20 protein-coding genes are annotated in these 23,092 nt (G+C 65.2%); 2 read left to right on the top strand and 18 right to left on the bottom strand.

The genetic code is table 11. From position 1 onward, the window contains the following. A partial coding sequence (locus NTZ26_07795) for an L-serine ammonia-lyase (GenBank protein MCX6560403.1) occupies window positions 1–1,181 on the bottom strand: 1,181 nt, incomplete at its 3' end. A gap of 237 nt (window positions 1,182–1,418) precedes the next feature. Here NTZ26_07795 and NTZ26_07790 point away from each other — a divergent pair. Next, the gene (locus tag NTZ26_07790) at window positions 1,419–4,475 is read left to right on the top strand and encodes a TonB family protein (protein ID MCX6560402.1); all 3,057 of its coding nucleotides are present in this window, start codon (window positions 1,419–1,421) and stop codon (window positions 4,473–4,475) included. 87 nt (window positions 4,476–4,562) lie between these two features. On the opposite strand, the gene hutI is transcribed toward NTZ26_07790, so the two are convergent. The 17 genes from hutI to NTZ26_07705 all read right to left on the bottom strand — a co-directional run bounded on the left by hutI (window position 4,563) and on the right by NTZ26_07705 (window position 22,487). Then, window positions 4,563–5,843: an imidazolonepropionase gene (gene hutI / locus NTZ26_07785; GenBank protein ID MCX6560401.1), complete on the bottom strand. Its 1,281-nt coding sequence runs from the start codon at window positions 5,841–5,843 to the stop codon at window positions 4,563–4,565. Then, window positions 5,840–7,147: a cell division protein FtsZ gene (gene ftsZ, locus NTZ26_07780; protein MCX6560400.1), complete on the bottom strand. Its 1,308-nt coding sequence runs from the start codon at window positions 7,145–7,147 to the stop codon at window positions 5,840–5,842. The genes hutI and ftsZ overlap by 4 nt, the downstream gene beginning before the upstream one ends. 8 nt (window positions 7,148–7,155) lie before the next feature. Further along, window positions 7,156–8,379, bottom strand: a complete 1,224-nt coding sequence (gene ftsA, locus NTZ26_07775; protein MCX6560399.1) for a cell division protein FtsA — start codon at window positions 8,377–8,379, stop codon at window positions 7,156–7,158. Next, window positions 8,379–9,227, bottom strand: coding sequence for an FtsQ-type POTRA domain-containing protein (locus tag NTZ26_07770; protein MCX6560398.1), 849 nt, complete (start codon window positions 9,225–9,227; stop codon window positions 8,379–8,381). The genes ftsA and NTZ26_07770 overlap by 1 nt, the downstream gene beginning before the upstream one ends. Next, entirely contained in the window at window positions 9,224–10,612 is a 1,389-nt protein-coding gene (gene murC / locus NTZ26_07765) for a UDP-N-acetylmuramate--L-alanine ligase (GenBank protein ID MCX6560397.1), read from the bottom strand. The genes NTZ26_07770 and murC overlap by 4 nt, the downstream gene beginning before the upstream one ends. 2 nt (window positions 10,613–10,614) lie before the next feature. Further along, window positions 10,615–11,706, bottom strand: a complete 1,092-nt coding sequence (gene murG / locus NTZ26_07760; GenBank protein ID MCX6560396.1) for an undecaprenyldiphospho-muramoylpentapeptide beta-N-acetylglucosaminyltransferase — start codon at window positions 11,704–11,706, stop codon at window positions 10,615–10,617. After that, window positions 11,706–12,812, bottom strand: a complete 1,107-nt coding sequence (locus NTZ26_07755; GenBank protein ID MCX6560395.1) for a putative peptidoglycan glycosyltransferase FtsW — start codon at window positions 12,810–12,812, stop codon at window positions 11,706–11,708. Before NTZ26_07755 ends, murG begins: the two co-directional genes overlap by 1 nt. 2 nt (window positions 12,813–12,814) lie before the next feature. Then, window positions 12,815–14,185 (bottom strand): UDP-N-acetylmuramoyl-L-alanine--D-glutamate ligase, encoded by a 1,371-nt coding sequence (murD, locus tag NTZ26_07750; GenBank protein ID MCX6560394.1) that lies wholly within the window; start codon window positions 14,183–14,185, stop codon window positions 12,815–12,817. Between the two features lie 2 nt (window positions 14,186–14,187). Beyond that, window positions 14,188–15,276 carry a phospho-N-acetylmuramoyl-pentapeptide-transferase gene (mraY, locus tag NTZ26_07745; GenBank protein MCX6560393.1) on the bottom strand — a complete coding sequence of 363 codons (1,089 nt, stop codon included), beginning with the start codon at window positions 15,274–15,276 and terminating at the stop codon, window positions 14,188–14,190. Between the two features lies 1 nt (window position 15,277). Then, window positions 15,278–16,666: a UDP-N-acetylmuramoyl-tripeptide--D-alanyl-D-alanine ligase gene (locus NTZ26_07740; protein MCX6560392.1), complete on the bottom strand. Its 1,389-nt coding sequence runs from the start codon at window positions 16,664–16,666 to the stop codon at window positions 15,278–15,280. A gap of 1 nt (window position 16,667) precedes the next feature. Continuing rightward, entirely contained in the window at window positions 16,668–18,149 is a 1,482-nt protein-coding gene (locus NTZ26_07735) for a UDP-N-acetylmuramoyl-L-alanyl-D-glutamate--2,6-diaminopimelate ligase (GenBank protein MCX6560391.1), read from the bottom strand. Beyond that, window positions 18,146–19,897, bottom strand: a complete 1,752-nt coding sequence (locus NTZ26_07730) for a penicillin-binding protein 2 (protein ID MCX6560390.1) — start codon at window positions 19,895–19,897, stop codon at window positions 18,146–18,148. Before NTZ26_07730 ends, NTZ26_07735 begins: the two co-directional genes overlap by 4 nt. A 3-nt stretch (window positions 19,898–19,900) precedes the next feature. After that, a complete protein-coding gene (locus NTZ26_07725; GenBank protein ID MCX6560389.1) occupies window positions 19,901–20,191 on the bottom strand; it encodes a cell division protein FtsL in 291 nt (96 codons plus the stop codon). Then, on the bottom strand, window positions 20,188–21,084 hold the full coding sequence (gene rsmH / locus NTZ26_07720) for a 16S rRNA (cytosine(1402)-N(4))-methyltransferase RsmH (GenBank protein ID MCX6560388.1): 897 nt from the start codon (window positions 21,082–21,084) through the stop codon (window positions 20,188–20,190). The genes NTZ26_07725 and rsmH overlap by 4 nt, the downstream gene beginning before the upstream one ends. Then, the gene (locus NTZ26_07715) at window positions 21,081–21,551 is read right to left on the bottom strand and encodes a hypothetical protein (protein ID MCX6560387.1); all 471 of its coding nucleotides are present in this window, start codon (window positions 21,549–21,551) and stop codon (window positions 21,081–21,083) included. Before NTZ26_07715 ends, rsmH begins: the two co-directional genes overlap by 4 nt. A gap of 203 nt (window positions 21,552–21,754) precedes the next feature. Then, window positions 21,755–22,030, bottom strand: coding sequence for a DUF2007 domain-containing protein (locus tag NTZ26_07710; protein ID MCX6560386.1), 276 nt, complete (start codon window positions 22,028–22,030; stop codon window positions 21,755–21,757). Beyond that, window positions 22,017–22,487 (bottom strand): NUDIX hydrolase, encoded by a 471-nt coding sequence (locus NTZ26_07705; protein ID MCX6560385.1) that lies wholly within the window; start codon window positions 22,485–22,487, stop codon window positions 22,017–22,019. The genes NTZ26_07710 and NTZ26_07705 overlap by 14 nt, the downstream gene beginning before the upstream one ends. Before the next feature lie 174 nt (window positions 22,488–22,661). Between NTZ26_07705 and NTZ26_07700 the strand changes: the two genes are divergently transcribed. Continuing rightward, window positions 22,662–23,092 (top strand): FecR domain-containing protein (locus NTZ26_07700; protein MCX6560384.1); only part of this gene is annotated, 431 nt, incomplete at its 3' end.

Below are 23,092 nucleotides of genomic sequence, written 5' to 3'. Positions count from 1 at the left end.
ACGGCCAGCCCGCCCTTGGATGTTTCCTTGTATTTGGAGGACAGGTCGCGACCCGTCTGCTTCATAGCCTCGATGACCTCGTCGAAGCTGATGCGGTGGCGGCCGTCCGAAAGCAGGGCGTAAGTCTGGTGGCTGAGGGCCCGCGAAGCGGCGAAGACGTTGCGCTCGATGCAGGGGATCTGGACCAGCCCGGCCACGGGATCGCAGGTCAGTCCGAGGTGATGCTCGATGCCCATTTCGGCCGCGTATTCGATCTGGTGGATCGTACCGCCGAAGAGCTGCGCGGCCGCCCCGCCGGCCATGGCGCAGGCGACGCCGATTTCGGCCTGACAGCCCAGCTCGGCTCCGGAAATCGAAGCGTTGCGTTTGACGATGGTCCCGATCAGGCCGGCTGCGGCCAAGGCCCGGATGATCTCCAGATCGGAGAAGCGGTATTCCTTGTGTAGATAATACAGCACCGCGGGCAGGACGCCTGCGGCGCCGCAGGTCGGGGCCGTGACGATTTGCCCCCCGGACGCGTTCTCTTCGGCTACGGCCAGGGCGTAAGAGAACAGCAGGGCGCTTCGCCGCATCGTCCCGCCGAAGGTTTTGGCTTTCATGGCGTAGGCATGGGCTTTGCGGGGAAGCTTAAGCACGCCGGGCAGGACCCCGTCGGCTTTGAGGCCGCGCTTGACGGCCGCCTGCATGACGGCCCAAACCTCGGCTAGAAAGACAGAGAGATCCGGGCCCTCAATAGCCTCGACGATTTCCCACATCTGGCGGCCGCTCTTGGCGCAATCGGCTAGGATATCGTCCATTCCGGCGAAGGGGTAGATATTGCCCGCGTCGGGAGGCGTCGCGTCGTCGATGATCTTCCCGCCGCCCACGCTGTATGCGGTCCAGGTCTGGATGATCGCACCCGAGGCGTCCAGGGCTTGGAAAGTCAGGGCGTTGGTATGGCGGGGAAGGACTTCGTTGGGCCGGTCTTCGATGTTCAAGGGGTGCCCGGCGAAGGCCTCCTCGAGAGCCTCATGGGTCAGATGGCCTTTTCCCGTGGCGGCCAAACTCCCATAGAGAATGATCCGGTAAGAGGCGGCATCCGGGACACGGCCTAAAAAGGCCTCGGCGGCCCGGCGCGGCCCCATAGTGTGGCTGGAGCTCGGGCCGTGCCCGATGCGGTACAGTTCGCGCAATGATTCCATTTGGGCTTTCCTGTGCTGCCTTTCTCGATGATCATAGCATAACCAAAGATGTTTCCTGGAAGTCGCCCCCTAGGGGGGATATTTCTCTCTTCTCAGAACCACCCGGCATTAAACAACCACTCTTTGGGGAGCGTATAATAGACGGGATGGGCGGCAAAAAACCGCCGGGGGAGAATCGAAATGTCCTTTCGCGCCTCTTGGCTGGAACGAAAAAGCAGTCGAAGGCGGGCCTTGACGGTGGTCTCCCTCTTTCTGGCCATTGCAGTCTCCGCGGGAAGAACCGAACTAACCGCGGAAGATCAGACACCTTCGTCGCGGTCGAACGACATACCCAGGCGGGTTGAAGCCGTCCAGGCCGCGGCCAAGCTCGGCCGAGCCGAAGCCATGCCCATACTCGATAAAGCCATGCGCGATGGGGACTGGGAAGTCCGCCAGGCGGCGGCTATCGCTCTCGGCCAAGTCGGAGGAGAGAAGGCTATCGATCTGCTGGCGGACGGCCTTTACGATTGGAGCCTCAACGTCGCCTCCTTGGCGGCCCGCTCCCTGGCCGATATGGATGATCCTCTTGTCGTCGAGAAAATGAGTCAATTGCTGGCGAAGGGGAATCATATCAAGCGGGCCAACGCCATCGCCGTCCTGGCGATGAGAAAGCAGCCGGGCGCCGCGGACCTCTTGCTCAGCCTCTTACAGGACTCGAATTCCGATGTTCGGGCCAATGCGGCCAAGGCCTTCTATCTGGTCAAGGACATTCGGGCTTTAGCCCCTTTAACGGCGGCGCTTTCCGATCGAGACAAGGGTGTGCGCGCGGGCGCCGCGCTGGCCTTGGGCGCTCTAGCCGCCCGCGAGGCCGTCGAGCCTTTGATAAAAAGCCTGGCTGACAGAAACGAGGTGGTTCGCGCGAACGCGGCCATCTCGCTTGGCTCTCTTGGCGATCCAAGGGCGGTCGATTCCCTCATCGCGACCTTGCGGGATCGTTATGCCCAGATTCGAACGAACGCCGCCGAAGCCCTCGGGGCGATCGGGGATGCGCGTTCCGCAACGGCTCTAGGCGAGATGATCCGCGACGAAAATCCCCGGGTCAGAATCCAAGTGGCCAAGGCCCTCGGGAAGATCGGGACGTCGCTAGCCTGGATTCCATTGTGCGACATGGTCCTGGATCCCGATATGCTGGTCCAGCTCGAGGCCGTGTTGGCCCTGGATCATGTCGCCGATGTCGATTGGCGGGTGATCGAGCCGCTTCTGCAAGCCATGAAATCGGGCTGGTATTCCCTTCGTTATGGCGCGTCACTCGTCCTGAAGAAGGTGACCGGGCAAGACTTCGGCGCCGACTACGAGCCTTGGTCCAGATGGTGGTTCTCAAACAAGGATAAATATCGATTTTACAGCCGCGGCTTCGCGGCGGGGAGGCGGGGAATGTCGAAAAATGATTTTTTGATGATGGGCCGTCGGGTCATAAGCATGTTAGTTGGTTTGATAACGGCTGCGGTTGGCTTGGCCGCGATGATTGAGCAGCGGCAGGATCCGCGGCCGATCGTGGTCCGGATGTTTTTGTTCCAAGGGGTTCCAGCCGAAGGCCAAACCGGGTTAAACGAGCCTTTCTCTTTCCCGGTCGCATCCCGACCGGAAACAACCGGGATTAAAACGCAAATCAAGGGTCCGGAGAACGCCGTCGCGGCTGCCGTGATCGAGACGCTCTTCGATGCCTATAAGCTGCAGGCGGTCGATCAGCTCTTCTTTCACGAAGCGCTCTGGAAGCTCAAGGAGCCGACCGACGATTGGGTCATCGGCAAGCAAACGTCTTATGCAATTCGGCTGACCCCTACCGCAAGCGCCGCCGGCGGGGCCGGTGTGCATGCCGTGATTTCGAAGGGCAAGACGAACTCGGAGACGATGCTCGCGGCAGCGACAGGAACGCTCATCAACAGCGATTTCGATCTCACCCTCGACGAGCCGATTCTGGCCGCCTGGCCGAATCCCGAGGGAGACTATTTCCTTCTCATTTGGGTTGCGGAGGGAATTCCCGGCAGCCAGAAGCTCGGTCCGGCGCCTGAGCCCATTTATTTTGTGACGCCGCCCAAAGCCCGCGATCAAGTCCGTCCGGCCTTTCCCGAGGAGCTGCGGCGCCGCAATTGGTCCGGCCGCATCGGCCTCAAACTGACCATCAATCCCAAGGGGGCCGTCACCCGGGTTGATATCGAAAAGCCTCTGTATGCCTATCTGAATTACTCCGCCATGCTGGCTTTCCGGCAATGGACCTTTGAGCCTGTTCTGATAAAGGGCAAGCCTGTGACGGCGGCCTTCAGGATGGAATATGAATTCAATCCCCGGCTCTATACCGACGACCAGGCCTGGGCCGTCGCTCCTCCGGCCGGGGCGGCCGCCGCCCCGCAAGGAGAGCTGGCCACGGTCCTAGACCAGGCCGCGGCCTACTGCGAGAAGCTGGCCGGGATCATCTCGGGCTATGTCTGCGAGGAGACGATCCAGGAGACCCATTACGACTTGATGAACAGCCGCCGCTGGACGGTGCTCGCCGTCGGCCCGGCCTCGAATATCCCGCAAGCCGAGGCGGAAGAAGCCGCACGCCTTTCGACCAAAGACTCCATCAACCAAGGCATTATCAGTGACGGCCGCATCGGCGACGGCCGGGAGGGCCGGATCACATTTAAGAGTGTTTTCCAGACGTTCGACCCCCAGCGTGACAAGCGCCTGAAATATCTTTGCGACTACCAGATCTTCAAAAAGTCGGGCGTCGTCGAAGAGCACCGGACCATCCTCAAGGAAAACGGACGCAAGCCTGACGATCCCAAGAAAGTCATGCAGGACCGGCGATACTCCGCCTTGGGATCGCTATTCGCCCCGCTCCGGGTTCTGTCCAAGGACCGCCAGCCCAAGTTCCTCTACTTCCTGGCGGGGGAGGAGAAGATCGCCGGACGCAAGGCCCTGATTATGATGATCACCCCGAGGTCGGGCGATCAGGACGGCATCCTCTCGGCCCAGGTCTGGCTGGACAAGGCGACCCGCCAAGTCCTGAAATGCGAGATCGAAGGCATCCCGCTCGACGGCCAGGAGGACATCCTCAACGAGTGCGCTTCGCTCAATGTCCGGCCGCAGTTCCTGACCGTGCACGAATACAAGTCCGAGAAGGACGGCGTGCTCTTCCCCTGGCGTTCCGATGTCGAGGCCGCCTACCCGGGAATCGATCCTCGCGGACCCAGCCCGCGCCTGAAGATCGCCATGGCCTACGACAAATACAAATTCTTCTCGGTCGCCACGGAGCACGAGGTCATCCGTTAGACGGCTCGGTGCGGCCTGCCGGGGGAGGGGAGATTGGGCCGCCCCTGGGAGGGGGCGGCCCGTGGAAGAAATGGGAATGAAATGGGGCTAAGGTAAATATGTCGGCTGCCCGTCTTTAATGACCAGGCGGCCGTTTTTGATCACATGCCGGACCGGGTTGACCCCGGGGTGATAAGCCAGGAAATAATAGTTCGGGATATCGCACAGGACGACGTCCATCTTCTTGCCGATCTCCAGGCTGCCGACCGACTCGTGGGCCCGGACGGCGAAGGCCCCGTTGGCCGTGGCCGCGACGATCGCTTCCTCGATGGTCAATCGGAGCAGGAAGACACCGAGCTGGAGGACGAAGACCATGTTCTCGGTCATCGAGCTGCCGGGGTTGAAATCGGACCCCAGCGCCACCGCCGCGCCGGCCTCGATGAGATGCCGGGCCGGGGCGCGCTTGTCCTGCATCAGAAAGAGATAGACGTTCGGCAGGAGGGTGGCCACGGTGTCGCTCGCGGCTAGGGCGGCGATGCCCGACTCGGTGATCGCGATCAGGTGGTCGGCCGAGGCCGCCCCGATCCGCGCGGCCAGCTCCGTGCCGCCCAGGGGGACGAACTCGTCGGCATGGATCTTGATCCCGAACCCGGCCCGTGCGGCCGCCTCAGCCAGCCGCGCTGTCTCTTCCAGGGTGAAGACGCCGTCCTCGCAGAATACGTCGAAGAAACGGGCCAGGCCTTTCGCGCGGACCGTGGGCAGGACTTCGTGAATAAGAAGGTCAATGTAAGCCTCCTTGCGTTCACGGAATTCGTCGGGCACTTCGTGGGCGCCCATGAAGGTCGGGATGACGTCGACGGGATGGCCTTTGGCGGCTTCGGCCAGGGCCTCGAGCTGCTTGATCTCGTCTTCGAGGTTCAGCCCGTAGCCGCTCTTGGCCTCGACCGTGGTCGTGCCGTGGCGGAGCATGCTGTCGAGCCGGAGGCGGCAGAGGCCGGCCAGATCGGCCTTGGAGATGGCCCTGGTCTGGCGGACGGTCGAACGGATGCCCATGCCCCGGGCGGCGAGCTGCTGGTAGGTCAAGCCCTGCACCCGCAGGGCGAATTCGTCCTCGCGGCTGCCCGCGAAAGGCAGGTGGGTGTGGGAATCCACGAACCCGGGCAGGCCGACCAGGCCCCGGGCATCTACGACGGCGGCGCCGGAAAGCACTTCAACTTCGCGCCGGAACGCCGCCTCGCTCCCGGCGAAAACGATCTGGCCCTCGCGGCCCGCCAGCCAGGCGTTTTCCAGCAGGCCGATTTCGCGCATGGCAGCGCCGCGCTTGGGCAGGGGACCGGGGCACGTCAGCAGCTGACGACACCCGGCGATAACGCTGTCGGCCTGGATCATGACGGGTACTTGCGGACCTGGCTGTGCTTCTGCCGAATGAAAGAGGGCTTCTCGAACTCTTCCCAGCCCTTGTCCCAGGCCGGAACGGAGGCTGTAGCGGAGGGCCGCGGCCGCGGATCATCGGGGAGCTCGAACGGCGTTTCTGCCCGAAACGCGGGCCGCTCCGGCCTGACCCGGTCCTGGACCCGGTCGAAGGGGAAGGGGGGTGTCTCGTTGCGGACGGGCACGGGCGGCGGCGTCTTGCGGTAATGGACGACGGCCCGGCCCTGGCCTTGGCCCTGATAGCGGGCCGCGAACTCTTCCAGGTCGTCCAAGGCCGCATCGGCCTGGTCGAACCCCGTGGCGATGACCGTGACCTTGACCTGGTCCTTCATGGACGGGTCGATGACGGTGCCGAAGATGATATTGGCCTCGGGGTGGGCCAGCTTGTGGACGAGCTGGCTGGCCTTGGAGACCTCGTGTAGGGTCAGGTCCTTGCCGCCGGTGATGTTGATCAGGACGCCGCGGGCGCCCTCGATTGAGGTGTCGATGAGCAGGGGCGAGCAGATGGCTTTATTGGCCGCTTCGGCGGCCCGATTTTCGCCGGCCGCGATGCCCATGCCCATATAGGCCATGCCCATGCCTTTCATGATGGACTTGACGTCGGCAAAGTCCAGGTTGATCAGGCCGGGTTTGGTGATCAGGTCGGAGACGCCCTGGACCGCCTGGCGCAGAATGTCGTCGGCGACCTTGAAGCCGTCTTCGACGTAGGTGCCCTGGGCCACGGCCTGCAGGAGCCGCTCGTTGGGGATGGCGATGACGGTGTCGACGGCGTTCTTCAGCTCGGCCAGCCCCTCGTGGGCCTGCTTGGCCCGGACCCGGCCCTCGAACTCGAAGGGCAGGGTGCAGATGGCGATGGCCAGGATGTCGAGCTCGGCGGCCAGGTTGGCGATGATCGGAGTGGCTCCGGTCCCGGTGCCGCCGCCCAGGCCTGCGGTCAGGAAGACCATGTCCGAGCCCTCCAGGATCTCGATCAGCTTCTCGGTGTCCTCCATGGCCGCCTGTTTGCCGGCCTCGGGCCGGCCGCCCGAGCCCAGCCCGCGCATGGTCTCGTGGCCGATCTGGATCCGGGTCGGGGCCTTGCTGCCGTTAAGGGCCTGCAGGTCGGTGTTGACGGCGATGAAATCCACGCCTTCGATCCCGGCCGCGATCATTCGGTTGAGGGCGTTGCCCCCGCCGCCGCCGATGCCGATGACCCGGATCTTGGCTCCGAAGCAGTCCTCGACGAGGTGGAACCTGAGCTTGCCCGGCGCTTCCGTTTTCATGAGCCCTCCTAATCTTCCCGAAAGATGTTCTTGAGCCAGCCGAAGGCGCTGCGCTTGCGGTCCTTGGCGCCGCCCGTTTCCTGGATATAATCCCGGCCGTAGAGCAGCAGCCCGACGGCCGTCGCATAATCCGGCGTCTTGACCCGGTCCATCAGCCCGCCCAGGCCGGATGGAATGCCCCGGCGCACGGGCAGGTCGAAGATCTCCTCGGCCACTTCCTCCAGCCCTTCCAGCAGGGCCGTGCCGCCCGTGAGAACCAGTCCCGAGTTGAGCGACTTCTCGTAGCCCATTCGCTTGATGTCGGTGTCGACCAGCCGGAAGATCTCCTCGGCCCGCGGCTGGATGATCTCGGCCAGGAGCTGGCGGGACAGAACCCGCGGCTTGCGGCCGCTGACCGAGGGGACTTCGACCGTCTCCTGATCTTCGCCCGGGGGAGCGACCACACAGCCGTAGCGCTTCTTGATCTTCTCGGCGTCGGGGATGGCCGTCCGCAGGCCGACGGCGATGTCGTTGGTGAAGTTGTCGCCGCCCAGCGGGATGACCGAGGTGTACCACAGGCTGTCCCGCTCGAAGATGGCCACTTCGGTCGTCCCGGCCCCGATGTCGATGACCCCGACCCCCAGCTCCTTCTCGTCGGAGGTCAGGACGGCGGCCGAGGTGGCGATCTGGTTGAGGACGATCTTCTCGATCTGGATGCCGGCCCGCTCCTCGACGCAGGTCCGCAGGTTCTGGACGAGCATGATGGCCCCGGTCACGATGTGGACGTTGACCTCGAGCTTGATGCCTTTCATGCTCAAGGGGTCCTTGATCCCGTCCTGCTCGTCGACGATGTACTCCTGCGGGATGACGTGGAGAATCTCCCGGTCGGGAGGGATATTGACGGCCTTGGACTGCTCGATGGCCCGGCGCATGTCGTCGGCCGAGATGACCCGGTTCTTGCCGGTCACGGCCACGACCCCGCGGCTGTTGAAGCTTTTGATGTGGGCGCCCGAGACGCCGATGAAGGCGGAGTTGATCTTGACGCCGGCCGTGAGCTCGGCCTCCGCCTTGGCCTTGCGGATGGCGTCCGAGGTGGCGTCGAGGTTGACGACAACCCCTTTGCGCAGGCCTTGGGAATCGGCCGTCCCGATGCCGACGACCTCGATCTTGCGGTCCTCGCCGACCGCCCCGATGAGGACGGTGACCTTCTTGGTCCCGATGTCGATGCCGACCACGTGTCCGTTCTTGGGCATTAATTCTTCTCCTTGGCGGCCGGGCCGCGGCCGTCCCGTCCCTCGGCCCCCCGGGGCTGCAGCACGACCCGGTCGGTCAGGCCGAGCAGGACCGATTCGAGGGGGCCGAACTCGCGCTCCCACTTCTCCCGCGACGCGAGGTATCCGGCCGTTCGGAGGCCGAACAGATCGTCTCCCAGCCGAACCCTAGTGTCCGAGCCGCGGAAGCGCAGGGTGACGTCGTCGGGAAAGGTGACGTCGATCGTATCGACGAGCGGCCGGTCTTCCGGCCGGAGGTTGTTCCAACAGACCAGGGCCCGCCGCAGCTTGGTCTCGCCGTCGTTCCGGAACTTGGCTTCGTCGGTGAAGAGCGGCAGGTCGGGATGGGCCTCCCGGTGGGACGGCTCGATGACGACGCCCGTCTCGTCCACCAGGACGACGATTTCTTTCTCGAGCAGGGCCGCGGCCGTACGGGGGACGATTTCGACCGCCAGGGCCGAGGGGAAGACCTTGCGAACGCGGGCGTCCTTGACCCAGGGCACGGTCCGGGCTTCGGCCCGGACGAGGGCCATGTCCAGAAGCAAGAGGTTGCCCCAGGCGCGTGAGCCCATCGCTTCCGCGGCCAGGGTGGCGACGCCGGGGTCGGCGCAGGAGGTTCGGATCTCCTTGACCTCCAGCCTGGGCCAGGTGATGACGAAGGCGTAGAGCTCGTAGGCGGCGAAAAAGAGGATGGCCGCGCCGACCAGGAGGGCCACGGCGTGCCGGATGCGGAGGATGAACGTCCGCCGGGGCTTCCGGACCGGGCCGCCGGCGCTGCCCCGCTGGAAGTGCGCGCCGTCGGAGAGGGCGGCGCTTCGGCTCACGCTCATGTCCGCTTCTCCAGCCGCTCCAGGAGCTCGGGGACGATCCGGTTGATGTTGCCGGCGCCCAGGACGATGACGATGTCGCCGGGGCGAAGAAGCGTTTCCAACGCGGCCGGGATGCGCCCCATCTCGGGCTCGAAATGGACGTCCTTGTGGCCGAAGCGGACGATCTCCTCAAAAAGGCCCTTGCCGCTGACGCCGGGGATGGGCGTCTCGCCGGCCGGGTAGATCTCGGTCAGCATCAGCACGTCGGCCTGATTGAAAGCCAGGGCGAAGTCGTCCAACAAATGAGCCGTCCGGGTGTAACGGTGGGGCTGGAACACGGCGACCAGGCGTCGCTCCCAGCCGCGCTTAGCCCCGTCCAAAGTGGCTTTGATCTCGGTCGGGTGGTGGCCGTAGTCTTCGACGACCATGATTCCGTTCGGCTCGCCCTTGAGCTCGAAGCGGCGGCCCGTCCCGGCGTAGCTTTCGATCGATTCCAGGATCTGCCCGGGCGGGATGTCCAGGTCCAGCCCCACGGCCACGGCGGCCATGGCGTTGGAGACCATGTGCTTGCCCGGGACGTTGAGCTTCATCGTCCCCAGCGCCCGCCCTTTATAGTGCAGCTCGGACCGGCTGGAGAAGGCCGCGAAGGACAGGTCGCGGGCGTAGATGTCCGACTGGGCCGAGAAGCCGTAGGTGATCATCCGGCGCTCGAGCTGGGGGATGATGCTCTGCAGGTTGGGATCGTCCAAGCAGAGGATGACCGGGCAATAGAAGGGGACCTTGTTGGCGAAGCTGATGAAGTCCTTCTTGATCTCCTCGACCCCTTTGTACTGGTCCAGGTGCTCGGCGTCGATATTGGTCAGGACCGCGATGAAGGGGGAGAGCATCAGGAAGGAGCGGTCGCTCTCGTCGGCCTCGGCCACGAAGAAGTTGCCGGCGCCCAGCCGGGCGTTGGCTCCCAGGGTGTTGAGCCGGCCGCCGACCACGATGGTCGGATCGAAGCCGGCCTTGTCCAGGACGGTGGCGATGATCGACGTCGTCGTGGTCTTGCCGTGCGAGCCGGCCACGGCGATGCCCATCTTCATCCGCATCAGCTCGGCCAGCATCTCGGCCCGCGGGATGACCGGGATCTGGAGGCGGCGGGCCTCCCGGACCTCGACGTTCGCCTCCTTGATGGCGGTCGAGGTGACGACGACGTCGGCGCCGTGGATATTCTCGGCTTGATGGCCCTGGGCGACCTTGGCCCCCAGCTTGGTCAGCCGGAGGGTGGCCTCGTTCGTCCCGACGTCGGAGCCGGTGACTTTGTAGCCGAGGTTGATGAGAACTTCGGCGATGCCGTTCATCCCGGTGCCGCCGATGCCGATCATGTGGATGTGTTTGAGCTTGCGGTAAGTCGGCTTGACCATGGTCACTCCTTGGGTTCGCCGGCCATGAGCGCCAGGCACAAGTCGGCGATGCGACGGGCCGCGTCCGGCCTGGCCAGCGGGGCCAGCCGGTCCTCCATGGCCCTCTGGGCTTGGGGATGGGACAGGAACCGGCGGATGCATTCGGCCAGCCGCAGCGGCGTGAGCTCCGACTCTTCGATCACTTCGGCTCCGCCGGCGGCCCGCAGAGCCTCGGCGTTGGCGGACTGATGGCCCTCGGCCGCCCCGGCGAAGGGAACGAGCAGGGAAGCCCGGCGCGAAGCGATGAGCTCGGCGCAGGTCGTCGCGCCGGCCCGGGCGATGACCAGGTCGGCCCGGCCGAAGCGGGCCGGCATGTCGTCGAAATAGGGCTCTACCACGGCCCGTTCGAAGCGGTTCTCGGCGTAGGCCCGCCGCGTCTCGTTCAACCCGGCCGGGCCGGTCTGGTGGGCGATCTCCAGCCGGTCGGAGAGGTGGGTCAAGAGGGGGAGGGCGTTGGCGACGGCCCGGTTGAGGACCCGGGATCCCTGGCTGCCGCCGAAGACAAGGATCGAAAGCCGGTCGGTCCGGGCTTTGCGCGGCAGAGCCGCGAACTCGGGCCGGACGGGATTGCCCAGGAGGACGCCGTTATTCGGGAACGAGGCCAGCGTCTCTTCGAAGGCCACGACCGCCTTGTCGGCCCGGGCGGCCAGGCGGCGATTGGTGAGGCCGGGCCGGACGTTTTGCTCCATGATCAGGGTGGGGAGGCCCATCCGCGAGGCCAGCCAGACGATCGGGCCCGAGCTGAAGCTGCCCACGCCGACGACCAGGCCGGGCTTGAGGCGCCGCAGGAGGCGGTAGGACTTGAGGAAAGCGGCGGGGAGCCGGACGAGGCCGGCCAGGGCTTTCCAGCCGCCGCCCGCGAGACCCTCGATCGGCAGGGCCACGAAGCGTACGCCCTGGGCGGCCATGATCCGCCTTTCGGCTTCCCGCTTGGATCCGACATGCACGATCTGGAGGTCCGGGTCGATCTCGCGCAGAGCGGCGGCCAAGACCAGAGCGGGATAGAGATGTCCGCCCGTTCCGCCGCCGCTGATGACGATCCGACGCGTCTCCATTAGGCTCCCCGGACCTCGCCCTTGCGCTGGGAGATGTGGAGCAGAATGCCGATGGCCAGGAGGCTGCAGAGAAGCGAGGAACGGCCGAAGGACACGAGCGGCAAAGGCACGCCCTTGGCCGGACTCAAGCCCAGGACAACGGAGACGTTGACCAGGGCCTGGATGGCCAGCAGGAAAGTCATCCCGGCCGCGATGAGCTGGGAGACATAGGTAGTCGCTTTCATCGAGATGGTCAGGCCGCGCCAGACGATGACGGCGAAGAGGCCCAGGATGGCCAGCGTTCCGATGAGGCCCAGCTCCTCGGCGATGACCGAGAAGATGAAGTCGGTGTGGGGCGCCGGGAGGAAGTATTTCTGGGTTCCTTCGCCGAAGCTGGCCCCGAACAGCCCGCCCGCCCCGACGGCCAGCTTGGACTGGGCCACTTGGTAGGAGGCCCGCTGGAGGTCCTTGTTCTTGGTGAAGAACTCCAGGACCCTGACGATGCGGTATTGGGCGACGAGAATGAACATAGCGAACACGGGGATGGAGATCAGGCCGAGGTAGAAGAAGTTCTTCCAACGGAGGCCGCCGATATGGAGGAGCAGGGCACCGATCAGGAAGGTCAGCAGGGCCGTCCCGAAGTCGGGCTCGATCAGAATCAGCAGGACCGCGCCGCCCAGGGCGAAGACGGCCGGCAGGAAGACCTTGAGGTCGTTCGTCCGGTCGCGGGAAGAGGAGATCACCCGGGCCAGGAAGATGATCAGGCTCAGCTTGGCCAGCTCGGAGGGCTGGAAGCGGATGCCCGCGACGATGATCCAGCGGTGGGTGGCGGCCACCTCCGGCATGGTCAGGCAGAGGGCCAGAAGCCCGTAGGTCAGTCCGAGCAGGCCGTAGACGACCCATTTGCTCTCGTAAAAGGGCTTGCGCACGGCGACGAGGATGAGGATCAGGATAAAACCGAAGGCGGCCCCGCCGACCTGATTGAAGGCGAAATGGAACGGCTTGTTGAGCTTGTCGGTGGCGATGGCGCTGCTGGCGTTGAAAACCATGATGACGCCGATCGTGACCAGGATGAGGGCGGCCAGGAAGAGCGTCCAGTCGAATCCGTAGCGTCGGAACATCTCCATGGCTAGGCCTCCTCCCCAACGGCGCCGCCCGCCAGCCGGCGGACTTCGCGCTTGAAGGTCTCGCCGCGCTGCTCGAAGTCGGCGAACATGTCCCAGCTGGTGCAGGCCGGAGCCAGCAGGACGACGTCCCCCGGCCGGGCGGCGGCATAGGCGGCTTCCACCACTTCGCGGTAATCGCGCGCTTCGGCCATCGGGGCGACGCCTTCCAGGGCCCGACGGATCTTGTCCTTGGCCACTCCGACCAGGACGATCGAGCGGACCCGGCCGGCCAGGGCGGGCCGCAGGGGCGCGAAGTCCGTGCCCTTGTCTTTGCCGCCCAGGATGAGGACGATCGGCCGCTCGAAGCTTTCCACAGCCTTGATGGCGGCTTCCACCGTCGTGGCCTTGGAGTCGTTGACGAACTCGACGCCGTTGTGGGTCAGGACCGGCTCCAGCCGGTGGGCCAGGCCGCGGAAGGTCCGGATGGACTCGCGCATCCGGGGCGACGGCACGCCCATCAGGCGGCCGGCCAGGGCCGCGGCCATGACGTTTTCGCGGTTGTGGGCGCCGAACAGGGCGATCTCCGCGACCGGCATCAGCGCTTCCTCGGCTCCCTCGAGCCTGAGGATGATCGAACCGTTGCGGACGAACGCCCCGCGCTCGACCTCGCCGCGGCGGCTGAATCCGACGGCCTGGAAGGGACCGCGGCCGCGGAGGGCCCAGACCCCGGCGTCGTCGGCGTTGAGGACGGCATAATCGTCGGCGCCCAGGCCGGCGATCAGCTTGGCCTTGGCCGCGGCGTATTCCTCGTAGCCTCCGTGCCAGTCGAGGTGATTGGGCGAGAGGTTGAGATAGACGGCCAAGTGGACCTTGAAGCGCTCGATATATTCGAGCTGGAAGCTCGAAATCTCCGTGACATAGACCCGATCCTCCCGACCTTCGCGGATGAACGACAGCAGGGGCGTGCCGATGTTGCCGGCCAGAACCGCGTCCCGCCCGGCCTCGTGGAGGATCTTATGGATCAGCGTTGTGGTCGTCGATTTGCCGTTCGTCCCCGTGATTCCGATCAGGGTGCCCTTGAGGAAGCGGTAGGCCAGCTCGATCTCGGTGATGACGGGGACCCCTTTGCCGCGGGCCTCCAGGATGAGAGCCAGGCGGGGGACGCCGGGGGAGGGGATGATCAGGTCGGCGCCGAAGAAGGTGGCCGGGACGTGGCCGTCGGCCTCGATGACGGCACCCCGGGCGGCGAACCGGTCGGCTGCGGGCCCCATCGCCTCTCGAGGCTTGCTGTCGCTGATCGTCACTCGGGCGCCCTCGTCGAGCAGGAAATCGGCCAGGGCTTCCCCCGTCCGGGCCAGCCCGACGATGACGACGCTGCGGCCGCGAAGCTCCATCCTTACCTCAACTTGAGCGAGGTCAGGCTGAACAGGGCGAAGATGATGCCCAAAATCCAGAACCTGATCACGACTTTCTCCTCGGGCCAGCCGAGGAGCTCGAAATGATGATGCAGGGGGGCCATCCGAAAGACGCGCTTGCCCCCGCTCAACCGGAAATACGAGACCTGGATAACGACCGATAAGAGCTCGATGACAAAAACGCCGGCGACCGTGAAGAGCAGGAATTCCTGCTTGATCAGGATCGAGATCGCGGCCAGGGTGGCCCCGATCGACAAGGCCCCGACGTCGCCCATGAAGATCTGGGCCGGGTGGGAGTTGAACCATAGGAAGCCGAGGCAGGCGCCGGTCAAGGCGCCGCCGAATACGGTCAGCTCGGCGGCCATCGGGACGCGGGCGATGTATAGGTACTTAACGAAGCCGGCGTGACCGGCGATGTAGGTTAAGGCGGTCAGGGCCGTGGCGCTGATCAGGGTCAGCCCGATGGCCAACCCGTCGAGCCCGTCGGCCAGGTTGACGGCGTTGGACGAGCTGACCAGGATGAAGACAATCCAGGGCCAATAGAGCCAGCCCAGGTAGGGCAGCCACTGCTTCAGGATGGGCAGGGAGACGTGGAGATCGAAGGCGCCGGCCCGGCCGAGCAGCATGATGACGCCCCCGAAGGCGATGGCCAGCCCGAACTGCAGGACCAGCTTGTAGCGGGCGATGAGGCCGAGCGAGCGCTTGCGGCTGACCTTGAGGTAGTCGTCCAGCCAGCCGATCGCGCCGAAGGTGATCATCGTGCCCATGGCCAGCCAGACATAGGTATTGCTGAGGTTGCCCCAGAGCAGGGTCGGGATGACGGTGGAGGCGATGATCAGAAGTCCGCCCATGGACGGCGTGCCCTTTTTGGCCAGGTGGGACTGGGGGCCGTCGGCCCGGATCTCCTGGCCGATCTGACGCCGCCGCAGGAGCTTGATCAGCCACGGCCCGGCCAGGAGGCTGATCAGGAGGGCCGTGACTCCGGCCAGGGCGGTCCGGACGGTGATGTAGCGGAAGAGGTTGAAGGCCGAGACGACGCCTCGCAGCGGAGCCAGAAGTCCGTAAAACAAGTCAGGCCTCCTTGAACAGGTCTTTGACGCGGGCGGCCGCGGTTTCGGTCCGCATGCCCCGCGAGCCCTTGACCAGGACGAGATCGCCCGGCCGCAAAATTCCGGCCAGCGCCTCTGCGGCGAGATCGCTTGTCTCGACGTTTCGGACCGCCGCCGGATCCATCCCGCCCGCCACGGCCGCCTCGGCCAGATGCCGGGAGCGCGGCCCGATGGTGATCAGAACGTCCCAACCCGCGGCGGCGGCGATGCGGCCGGCTTCCTCGTGGAATCCGTCTTCGCCGGGGCCAAGTTCGAGCATGTCCCCGAGAATCGCCACCCGGCGCGCGGCCGGGAGGCCGGCCAGCCCTTGCAGGGCCGCCGCCAGAGCGGCGGGATTCGAATTGTAGGAGTCGTCGACGAGGATCCCACCCCCGGCCAGTCGGATCCAGCCGCCGCGGCCCGGCGCCGGATGGAGCCCGACCACGGCCGCCGCGATCTCTTCCGGCGGGACGCCCAGGGCATGGGCGGCGGCGGAAGCCGCCAACGCATTGGACAGGTAGCCGTCGGTCAGGAAGCCGAGCCGGCAGGGGACCGTTCGGGTCCCGAGCCGCAGGCGGAAGCCGTAACCGTCGAAACCGCGGCGGACGACGTCTTCCGCCCCGACCTCGACGTTTCCGCCCCGACCGAAGAGGATAGTCCGGCCGTTTCGGGCGGCCGCGCGGCGGCGAAGCTGTGGGTCGTCGCCGTTGATGACGGCGGCGCCACCGGATTTGAGGCCTTCGACGAGCTCCCACTTGGCCGCGGCGATCCGCTCCAGCGAGCCCAGGAACTCGAGATGGGCGGGATTGACGTTGGTGATGACGGCGACGTCGGGGGGGGCGATCGAGGCCAGGATCCGGATCTCGCCCGCGGCCCGCATGCCCATCTCCAGGACGGCGGCCGTATGGTGGGGCTGAAGGCCGAGGATCGATAAGGCCAACCCGAGGTGGTTGTTGAAGTTCCCCCCGGACTTGAGGACGTCGAAGCGGCGGGCCAGAATGGCTGCCGTAAATTCCTTGGTCGTCGTCTTGCCGACGCTCCCGGTCACGGCGACGACTTTGACCGGCCGCTCGGCCAGGACCGACCGGGCCAGGGCTTGCAGGGCCTGCACGGTGTCGGGGGTGCGGATCAGGGCGAATCCGGCCGGCAGGCCGGCGACGGGGCGGGAGACGACGGCGCCGACGGCGCCGCGGGCGGCCGCGTCGGCCGCATAGTCGTGGCCGTCCCGATCGGCCACGACGGCGAAGAAGAGGTCGCCGGGCCGGACCAGTCGCGAGTCGACGACGAATCCGGCGGCGACCGCCTCGCCCGAGCCCTGCAGGAAGTTCCCGCCTGTCGCGGCGGCGATCCGGTCCAAACGTAGAGCGGCCATGTCAGCGCGACCCCATGGAGCGCAGGATCTCCCGCGCCGTTTCGACGTCGCTGAAAGCGTGCTTGCGGCCACCGATCTCCTGGTAGGTTTCGTGGCCCTTGCCGGCGATGATGACGATGTCGCCCCGCCTGGCTTCGCTTAAAGCCTTGGCGATGGCTTCGCGCCGGTCGGGGATCAGGGCGTATGGACCCGCCCCGGCCTTATGCAATCCCTTCTCGATCTCTTTCAGAATGACCAGCGGGTCTTCGGATCGGGGATTATCCGAGGTCAGATAAATTCGATCCGCCAGCTCGGCGGCCGCTTCGCCCATGCGCGGGCGCTTGCTCCGGTCGCGGTCGCCGCCGGCGCCGAAGACGACCGCTAAATGCGCGGGCTTGAGCTCCCGGGCCGCTTCCAGGATGCTGCGCAACGCGGCGTCGGTATGGGCGTAGTCGACATAGACATGGAAGCCCAGGCTGTTGTCGACCCGCTCGAACCGCCCGGGCACCTGGCTCATCGCCGCGATGCCGTCGCGGATGATCGTGGCCGGGATGCCCAGGGCCAGGGCGGAGGAAAAGGCGGCCAGAATGTTATATAGGTTGTGCTTGCCCGAGAGGGGAGACGCGATCGCGACCTGGCCTCCGGGGAAACGAATCAAAGCTTCGATTCCCAGTCCGTCGAGCTTGGGCCGCTCGGCCCGGACCAGGGCCGACGGGCTGAGCCCGAATCCGATCGTGGTCATCGGGAGCTCGGCGATCAGCCGTTGGCCCCAAGGATCGTCATCGTTGACCACGGCCGTCCTCTTGCTCTTGTCGTTGAGAAAGAAGAGCTTCTTCTTGGCCTCGAAGTAGTCTTCCATGGTCAGGTGGTAATCGAGATGGTCGCCGCTCAGGTTTGTAAACACGGCTACATCGAACCCGATCCGGGAGACCCGCTTGCGGTCCAGGGCGTGGGAGGAGACCTCCATGACGCAATGGGTGACGCCCGCTTCCAGCATCTCGGCCAGCATTCGCTGCAGATCGGGGGCCTCGGGGGTCGTCCGCACGGCCGTCCGGACGACTCCGGGCCGGCGGTAGTTGATGGTGCCGATGACCCCAACCGTGAACCCGGCTTTCTCCAGGATCGCCTCGAGCAGATAGGTCAGGGTCGTCTTGCCCTTGGTCCCCGTGATCCCGACGAGCTTGAGCCGACGGGCCGGGTGACCGTAGAAATTGGCCGCGCCAAGGGCCAGGGAGTCGCGGGGATCGAAAACCTGGATCCAGGCCGCCGTCGTCCCTTCAAGCCCGCCCTCGGGCTGGGGCCGGTCGGACAGGATTGCGGCCGCCCCTCGTTTGAGCGCATCGGGGATGAAGTCGTGGCCGTCCTTCTTCTCGCCCTTGAGCGCGGCGAAGAGGGCGCCGGGAACGACTTCGGCCGAGGCATAAGCGATCGCCGTGATCTCGATATGCGGATCGCCGGCCAGGGACAGAACCGGGACTCCTTTAAGGACGTCTTCCAGGATCATCGGGAACCGTCCTTCCGCAGGCCGGCGACGAGCAAGCCGGCCGGCCGGCGCGGCGCGATGCCGAGGGTCAGCAGGACCCGGCGGGCGATCTCCCGGAAGACGGGGGCCGCGACTTGGCCGCCGTAGTGCTCTTCGGTTTGGGGGTCATAGAGGATGACGACCATGGCGAGCTGGGGGCTTTCCGCCGGCGTGAAGCCCACGAACGAGGCGATATGGCGCTTGGTTGAATAGGCTTTGGCCGCCGGGTCGTAGATCTGGGTGGTGCCCGTTTTGCCCGCCGCGGTGTAGCCCTCGGCCAGGGCTTCCTTGCCCGTCCCTTCGACCACGACCCGCTTCAGGATGCCGACGAGCTTCTCGCACGAGGCTGCCGACAGGACGGTGGCGAAGGTCTCCGCGTCCCGGCGCGGCCGACCGCCCTGGATCCACTTGACGATGCGGGGCGGCACAAGCCGGCCCCGATTGGCCACGATGTTGACGGCCTGCAGGAGCTGGAGAGGCGTGACGGAGATTTCGTAGCCGATCGAGAGCGAGGCCTGGGATCGGCGGCTCCATTCGGCCACCGGCCGGAGGGAGCCCGGTTCTTCGCCCGGCAGCTCGATGCCCGTCCGGCGGCCGAAGCCGAAGGCCCTGATCACGGCTTCGAACGCGTCCGGGTCGAGGCGCCGACCGACTTGGATGGTGCCGACGTTGGAGGAATGAATGATGATGCCGGGGAAGTCGAGGATCCCGAACAGCTTGTGGTCGCGGATGGATCCGCCGGGTAGGGCGATGGCCCCTTCCCCGCAGTCGAAGGTCTCGGAAAGGCCGACCGCCCGGGACTCGAGGGCGGCGGCGGCGGTGACGATCTTGAAGGTCGAGCCGGGCTCGATGGTGTAACGGATGGCCCGGTTGAAATCGGCTTCCGGCGTTTTGGAGAAGAGGTTGGGATCGTAGGCCGGGGCCGTGGCCATGGCCAGGATATCGCCCGAGCCGGGGTTGGACACGATGACCGTGCCCCAGGCCGAGCGGGTCGAGGCGACGGCCCGCTCGAGCTCCGTCTGGGCGATGTATTGGATCGTTTCGTCCAGGGTCAAGGTCAAGTCGCGACCGATCTCGGGCTCCTCCAGGACTTCGTAGTCGTACTCGCGCTGCCTGGCGTCCTGCAGGATGATGGCTTTGCCCGGCTTGCCCATCAGGATGGCATTGAACTTGGACTCGATCCCGGCCGCCCCTTCGCCGCTGGCCTTGACGCCTCCGAGGACATGGGCCGCCTGCCGGCCGAGCGGGTAGTAGCGCTTGGTCTCCTCCCAGCTATTGATCCGGAGATGGTCTGATTGAACCTGGGCGGCCAGAGCCGGATCGGCCTTTCGTTTGAGCCAGATACGGCGGGCGCCATGGGCCAATTGACTTTGGAAACGGGCCAGGTCCTCATTGCTGAGCTCGAGCTTCTCCCGCAGGCGCTTGATGGGTTCGTAGCGGACGGCCAGAGGCTCTTGGATATTGGGATCATAATAGATCGTCCGGGCGGGGAGGGTGGCGGCCAGGATGCGGCCGTTGCGGTCATAGATCGTGCCGCGCCGAGCTTGGATCTCGTCCGCCTGTTGGTTCTGGGCCGCGACTCTCTCGACGGCTCGGCCGTGGCCGAAGACCTGAAGCTCGACGAGGCGGCCGACCACGACCAGGAGCCACAGGAAGCAGATGAAAGCGGACACCCGGATGCGGCGCCGGGCTTTCTTCCGGTAGAGATCCTGGACGAGGTTGGCGGCCATCGTTCAGCGCTCCTCGACGACGATCTGATCCGGCCGCGGTTCGGCCAGCCCGAGGCTCTGGCGGGCGATCCGATCGACCCGGTCCAAGGCCAGCAGGGCGGCCTTGCGGGTCTCCAGCCGGCTGACCTCTTCGCCCAAGAGCTTAAGCTGGGCCTCGAGGGTCGTTGTGCGCAAGCCCAAACGATGCTTCTCGTTGATGTGCCAGAGATAGAAGAACAGGACGGAGATCACGAGGAGGGCGATCGCGATCCAGACGACGATCTCGCGCGGCGGGTGGGGCTTGCGGACCATCATCGCCGCTCCGCCGCCCGCAGCTTGGCCGACCGCGATCGCGGGTTGCGCGCCACCTCCGCCTCGGAGGGCGTGACCGGCTTGCGGGTCAGGATATCGATCAGGGGAGAGCCGGAAGCGGCGTCGGCCAGCTTCAGGAAGGTATGCTTGACGATGCGGTCTTCCAGCGAGTGGAAGGAGATGACGACCAGGCGGCCGCCGGGCGGCAGGAGCCGCAGGGTCGACTCGAGGAAGGCGTCCTGGTTCTCGAGCTCGTTGTTGACCTCGATCCGAAGCGCCTGGAAGACTTTGGAGGCCGGGTGGATCTTGCCCTTTTGGGGGATCCAGTGGCAGACCTGCTCGACCAGCACCCGCAGCTCGGTCGTGCTCTCGAGCGGTTTGAGGCGGCGGGCCGAGGCGATGGCCCGGGCCAGCTTGTGGGCCTGCCGGAGCTCGCCGTAGTCTCGGAAGATCTGGGCCAGCTTGATCTCGGAGGCCTTCTCCAGGATCTTGGCGGCGCTCATCTTGGCCCGCAAGTCCATGCGCATGTCGAGCGGGCCGTCCACCCCATGGCTGAAGCCGCGCTCCGGGGAGTCCAATTGGAAAGAGGACATGCCCCTATCGACGAGGACGCCGCGGACGCGCTTGAAGTCGATCTCGATTTCGGGTAGGTTGCGGTAGTCGCTGAGATAAAGCGTCACCCGGTCGCCGAACGGCTCGAGCCTCTGCTGGGCGATGCGGATGGCCTGCTCGTCGAGATCCAGGCCGACGATCTCGGCTTTGGGGTTGCGGCGCAGGATCTCGAACGAGTGGCCGCCCAGGCCCAGGGTGCAATCGACGTAGAGGCCGGGGCGGTCGCCGGCCAGCTTGTCCAGCGATTCGTCGAGGAGGACAGGTATATGCTCGGGTCGGCTCATTCCGGCTTCCGGACGGGCCCGAGCGAGGCGAAGCGGTCGATCTCATCCCCGGTCAGGGGATGCTGATCGAGCCGGGCCTCCAGGCGTTCGGCGTCCCAGACCTCGAGATAGTTGTTGAGGCCCACGACCTTGACCTCGGCCCGCAGGCCCGTCTTCTCGCGAAGGCGGGGCGGGATGAGGACGCGGCCCTTGGCGTCGATTTCGCCTGGACAGCCGCGGCCGTGGGCGTTCAAGAAGAACTCGCGGTAGCTGGAACGAATGAACGCCATCTGGATCTCGGAAGTGCCCGTCATCTCTTCCCAAACGGGAAGGGGGAAGATCCGGACGGATTCGTTTTCGAGGGAGGTGATGAAAAGACGAGGGCCGTACCGACCTTCGAGCAAGGTCCGGAACCGTTCTGGAATTTTCAGACGGCCGGCTTTGTCGAGGGTGGCCTCATAGCTCCCGATAAACTTCTCTTCGCCCATTTCTTCCCAGTAGATCCCATTTCGAACTCAATATAGCCCCCATTTTTTTCCAAGTCAAGGGAAATTTTCCGTTTTTTAGGGATATTTTTGGGCCCATCCGGGTCTAAAAAGTGCCGAAAAATCACCTTGAGTGGGATTCAAGGTTAAAACTACGGCTGTTTGGCGGCGGGCGAGCCGTCTTGGGACTTATTCGGCCGTTTGGGCTAGCTTTCTTCGGGCGCGATGTCCGTCTTTTCCAGAAGACCCTTGGCGGCTTCCAAGTCCTCCGCCTTGACCATGATCTTGATCTCGCCCATGCCGTCCGTGGTGAAGACATGGACGAAGGGGGCGACTATGGTCTGGTAGATGCATTCGATGCCGTTGCTTTCCAGGTAGCTTTTGATGACGTCGGCCTCGGCCAGCCCCCAGACGTGGGTGACTTCCCTGAGATCCAGGTTTTGCGGGTTGGGCGCATCGGGGCCGTTGCTATGTTCGTCCATGGGTCCCTCCTCGCGGGAGCGGCGGGCCGGTCTTGCGGGCTCGGCCCGATTTGTATCGGTAATAATCGGCCAGGATTTGGGCGTGATCGAAGGCTAATGGGGCCGGTAGGGTTCGCCGTGTGAACACGGCCGCCAGGCGGGCGTCGTCGCCCCCCTGGGGGGTGCCTTTGGCCTTGGCCAGGAAGACGGTCGAGATGGTGTGCTTGCGAGGGTCGCGGGCCGGGTCGGAGTAGGTGTGGAACTGGCCCAGCAGCTTGACCAGGAGTCCCGTCTCCTCCTTTGCTTCGCGGACGGCGGCCTGCTCCAGCGTCTCGCCGTATTCAACGAACCCGCCGGGCAGGGCCCAGCCGGGGGGATAGTGGCCTCTTTTTATTAGAATGATCCCGGGGCGCTTCCGCGCATCCTCGATCTCGATGATCAGATCGATGGTCGGGGCGGGGTTTCTATAGCGGGGCATGGAATGGAATCCGTTATTCATTTTATCCGACATTGGCCCGCCGATCAACGCGCCGACTGTACATCTGTCCACTTTCAGGGACAGCAGGGGCTTCCGATCTGATTTCTGCCCCTGGAGGCGCTTGGCATAGTCCTTGCATGCCTATATAATGACAGAAGCGGAAGGAGTCTGATCATGACGCCTAAAAGAGTCCTGTTCTTGATCTCGGCAACCCTGGCTCTCGGCGTCTTGGCCGGAGCCGGCGAGGTCTACCAAATCGTCAACGGGCCGAAGGATTTTTATTTCGGCCATATCAGCCTGACCGATATCCGTAACGACGCGATGGACCCGGTCGTTCTGCGCGACGGCGCCAAAACGCCTGAGCCGGCCAGCCTGAACCTCCCCGTGGGGCCCGGAGATATCATCCGGACTTCCAAAGAGCGGCGGGTGGAGATCCAGTTCGACAACGCCACCGTCGTCCGCCTTGATACGGACTCCGAGCTCAAGATCGAGACCATCCTGGCCCAGGGCCTCAGCTCGACCAATAAGATGACTAATCTTGTTCTGGCCAAGGGTCGGATGTTCATCATGTACATGCAATACAACAGCCGGGAGCTATTCCAGGT

Source organism: Candidatus Aminicenantes bacterium (genome assembly GCA_026393855.1).
Taxonomy (GTDB): Bacteria; Acidobacteriota; Aminicenantia; order Aminicenantales; family UBA4085; genus UBA4085.
Note: the sequence above shows the minus strand (reverse complement) of the source record. Positions and strands in the feature narration are given on the sequence as shown.

Coding starts and splice junctions, on each gene's coding strand:
- hutI (MCX6560401.1), bottom strand. CDS start 5,843: ATGATCCAGGCCGACAGCGTTATCGCCGGGTGTCGTCAGCTGCTGACG.
- ftsZ (MCX6560400.1), bottom strand. CDS start 7,147: ATGAAAACGGAAGCGCCGGGCAAGCTCAGGTTCCACCTCGTCGAGGAC.
- ftsA (MCX6560399.1), bottom strand. CDS start 8,379: ATGCCCAAGAACGGACACGTGGTCGGCATCGACATCGGGACCAAGAAG.
- NTZ26_07770 (MCX6560398.1), bottom strand. CDS start 9,227: ATGAGCGTGAGCCGAAGCGCCGCCCTCTCCGACGGCGCGCACTTCCAG.
- murC (MCX6560397.1), bottom strand. CDS start 10,612: ATGGTCAAGCCGACTTACCGCAAGCTCAAACACATCCACATGATCGGC.
- murG (MCX6560396.1), bottom strand. CDS start 11,706: ATGGAGACGCGTCGGATCGTCATCAGCGGCGGCGGAACGGGCGGACAT.
- NTZ26_07755 (MCX6560395.1), bottom strand. CDS start 12,812: ATGGAGATGTTCCGACGCTACGGATTCGACTGGACGCTCTTCCTGGCC.
- murD (MCX6560394.1), bottom strand. CDS start 14,185: ATGGAGCTTCGCGGCCGCAGCGTCGTCATCGTCGGGCTGGCCCGGACG.
- NTZ26_07740 (MCX6560392.1), bottom strand. CDS start 16,666: ATGGCCGCTCTACGTTTGGACCGGATCGCCGCCGCGACAGGCGGGAAC.
- NTZ26_07735 (MCX6560391.1), bottom strand. CDS start 18,149: ATGATCCTGGAAGACGTCCTTAAAGGAGTCCCGGTTCTGTCCCTGGCC.
- NTZ26_07730 (MCX6560390.1), bottom strand. CDS start 19,897: ATGGCCGCCAACCTCGTCCAGGATCTCTACCGGAAGAAAGCCCGGCGC.
- NTZ26_07725 (MCX6560389.1), bottom strand. CDS start 20,191: ATGATGGTCCGCAAGCCCCACCCGCCGCGCGAGATCGTCGTCTGGATC.
- rsmH (MCX6560388.1), bottom strand. CDS start 21,084: ATGAGCCGACCCGAGCATATACCTGTCCTCCTCGACGAATCGCTGGAC.
- NTZ26_07715 (MCX6560387.1), bottom strand. CDS start 21,551: ATGGGCGAAGAGAAGTTTATCGGGAGCTATGAGGCCACCCTCGACAAA.
- NTZ26_07710 (MCX6560386.1), bottom strand. CDS start 22,030: ATGGACGAACATAGCAACGGCCCCGATGCGCCCAACCCGCAAAACCTG.
- NTZ26_07705 (MCX6560385.1), bottom strand. CDS start 22,487: ATGCCCCGCTATAGAAACCCCGCCCCGACCATCGATCTGATCATCGAG.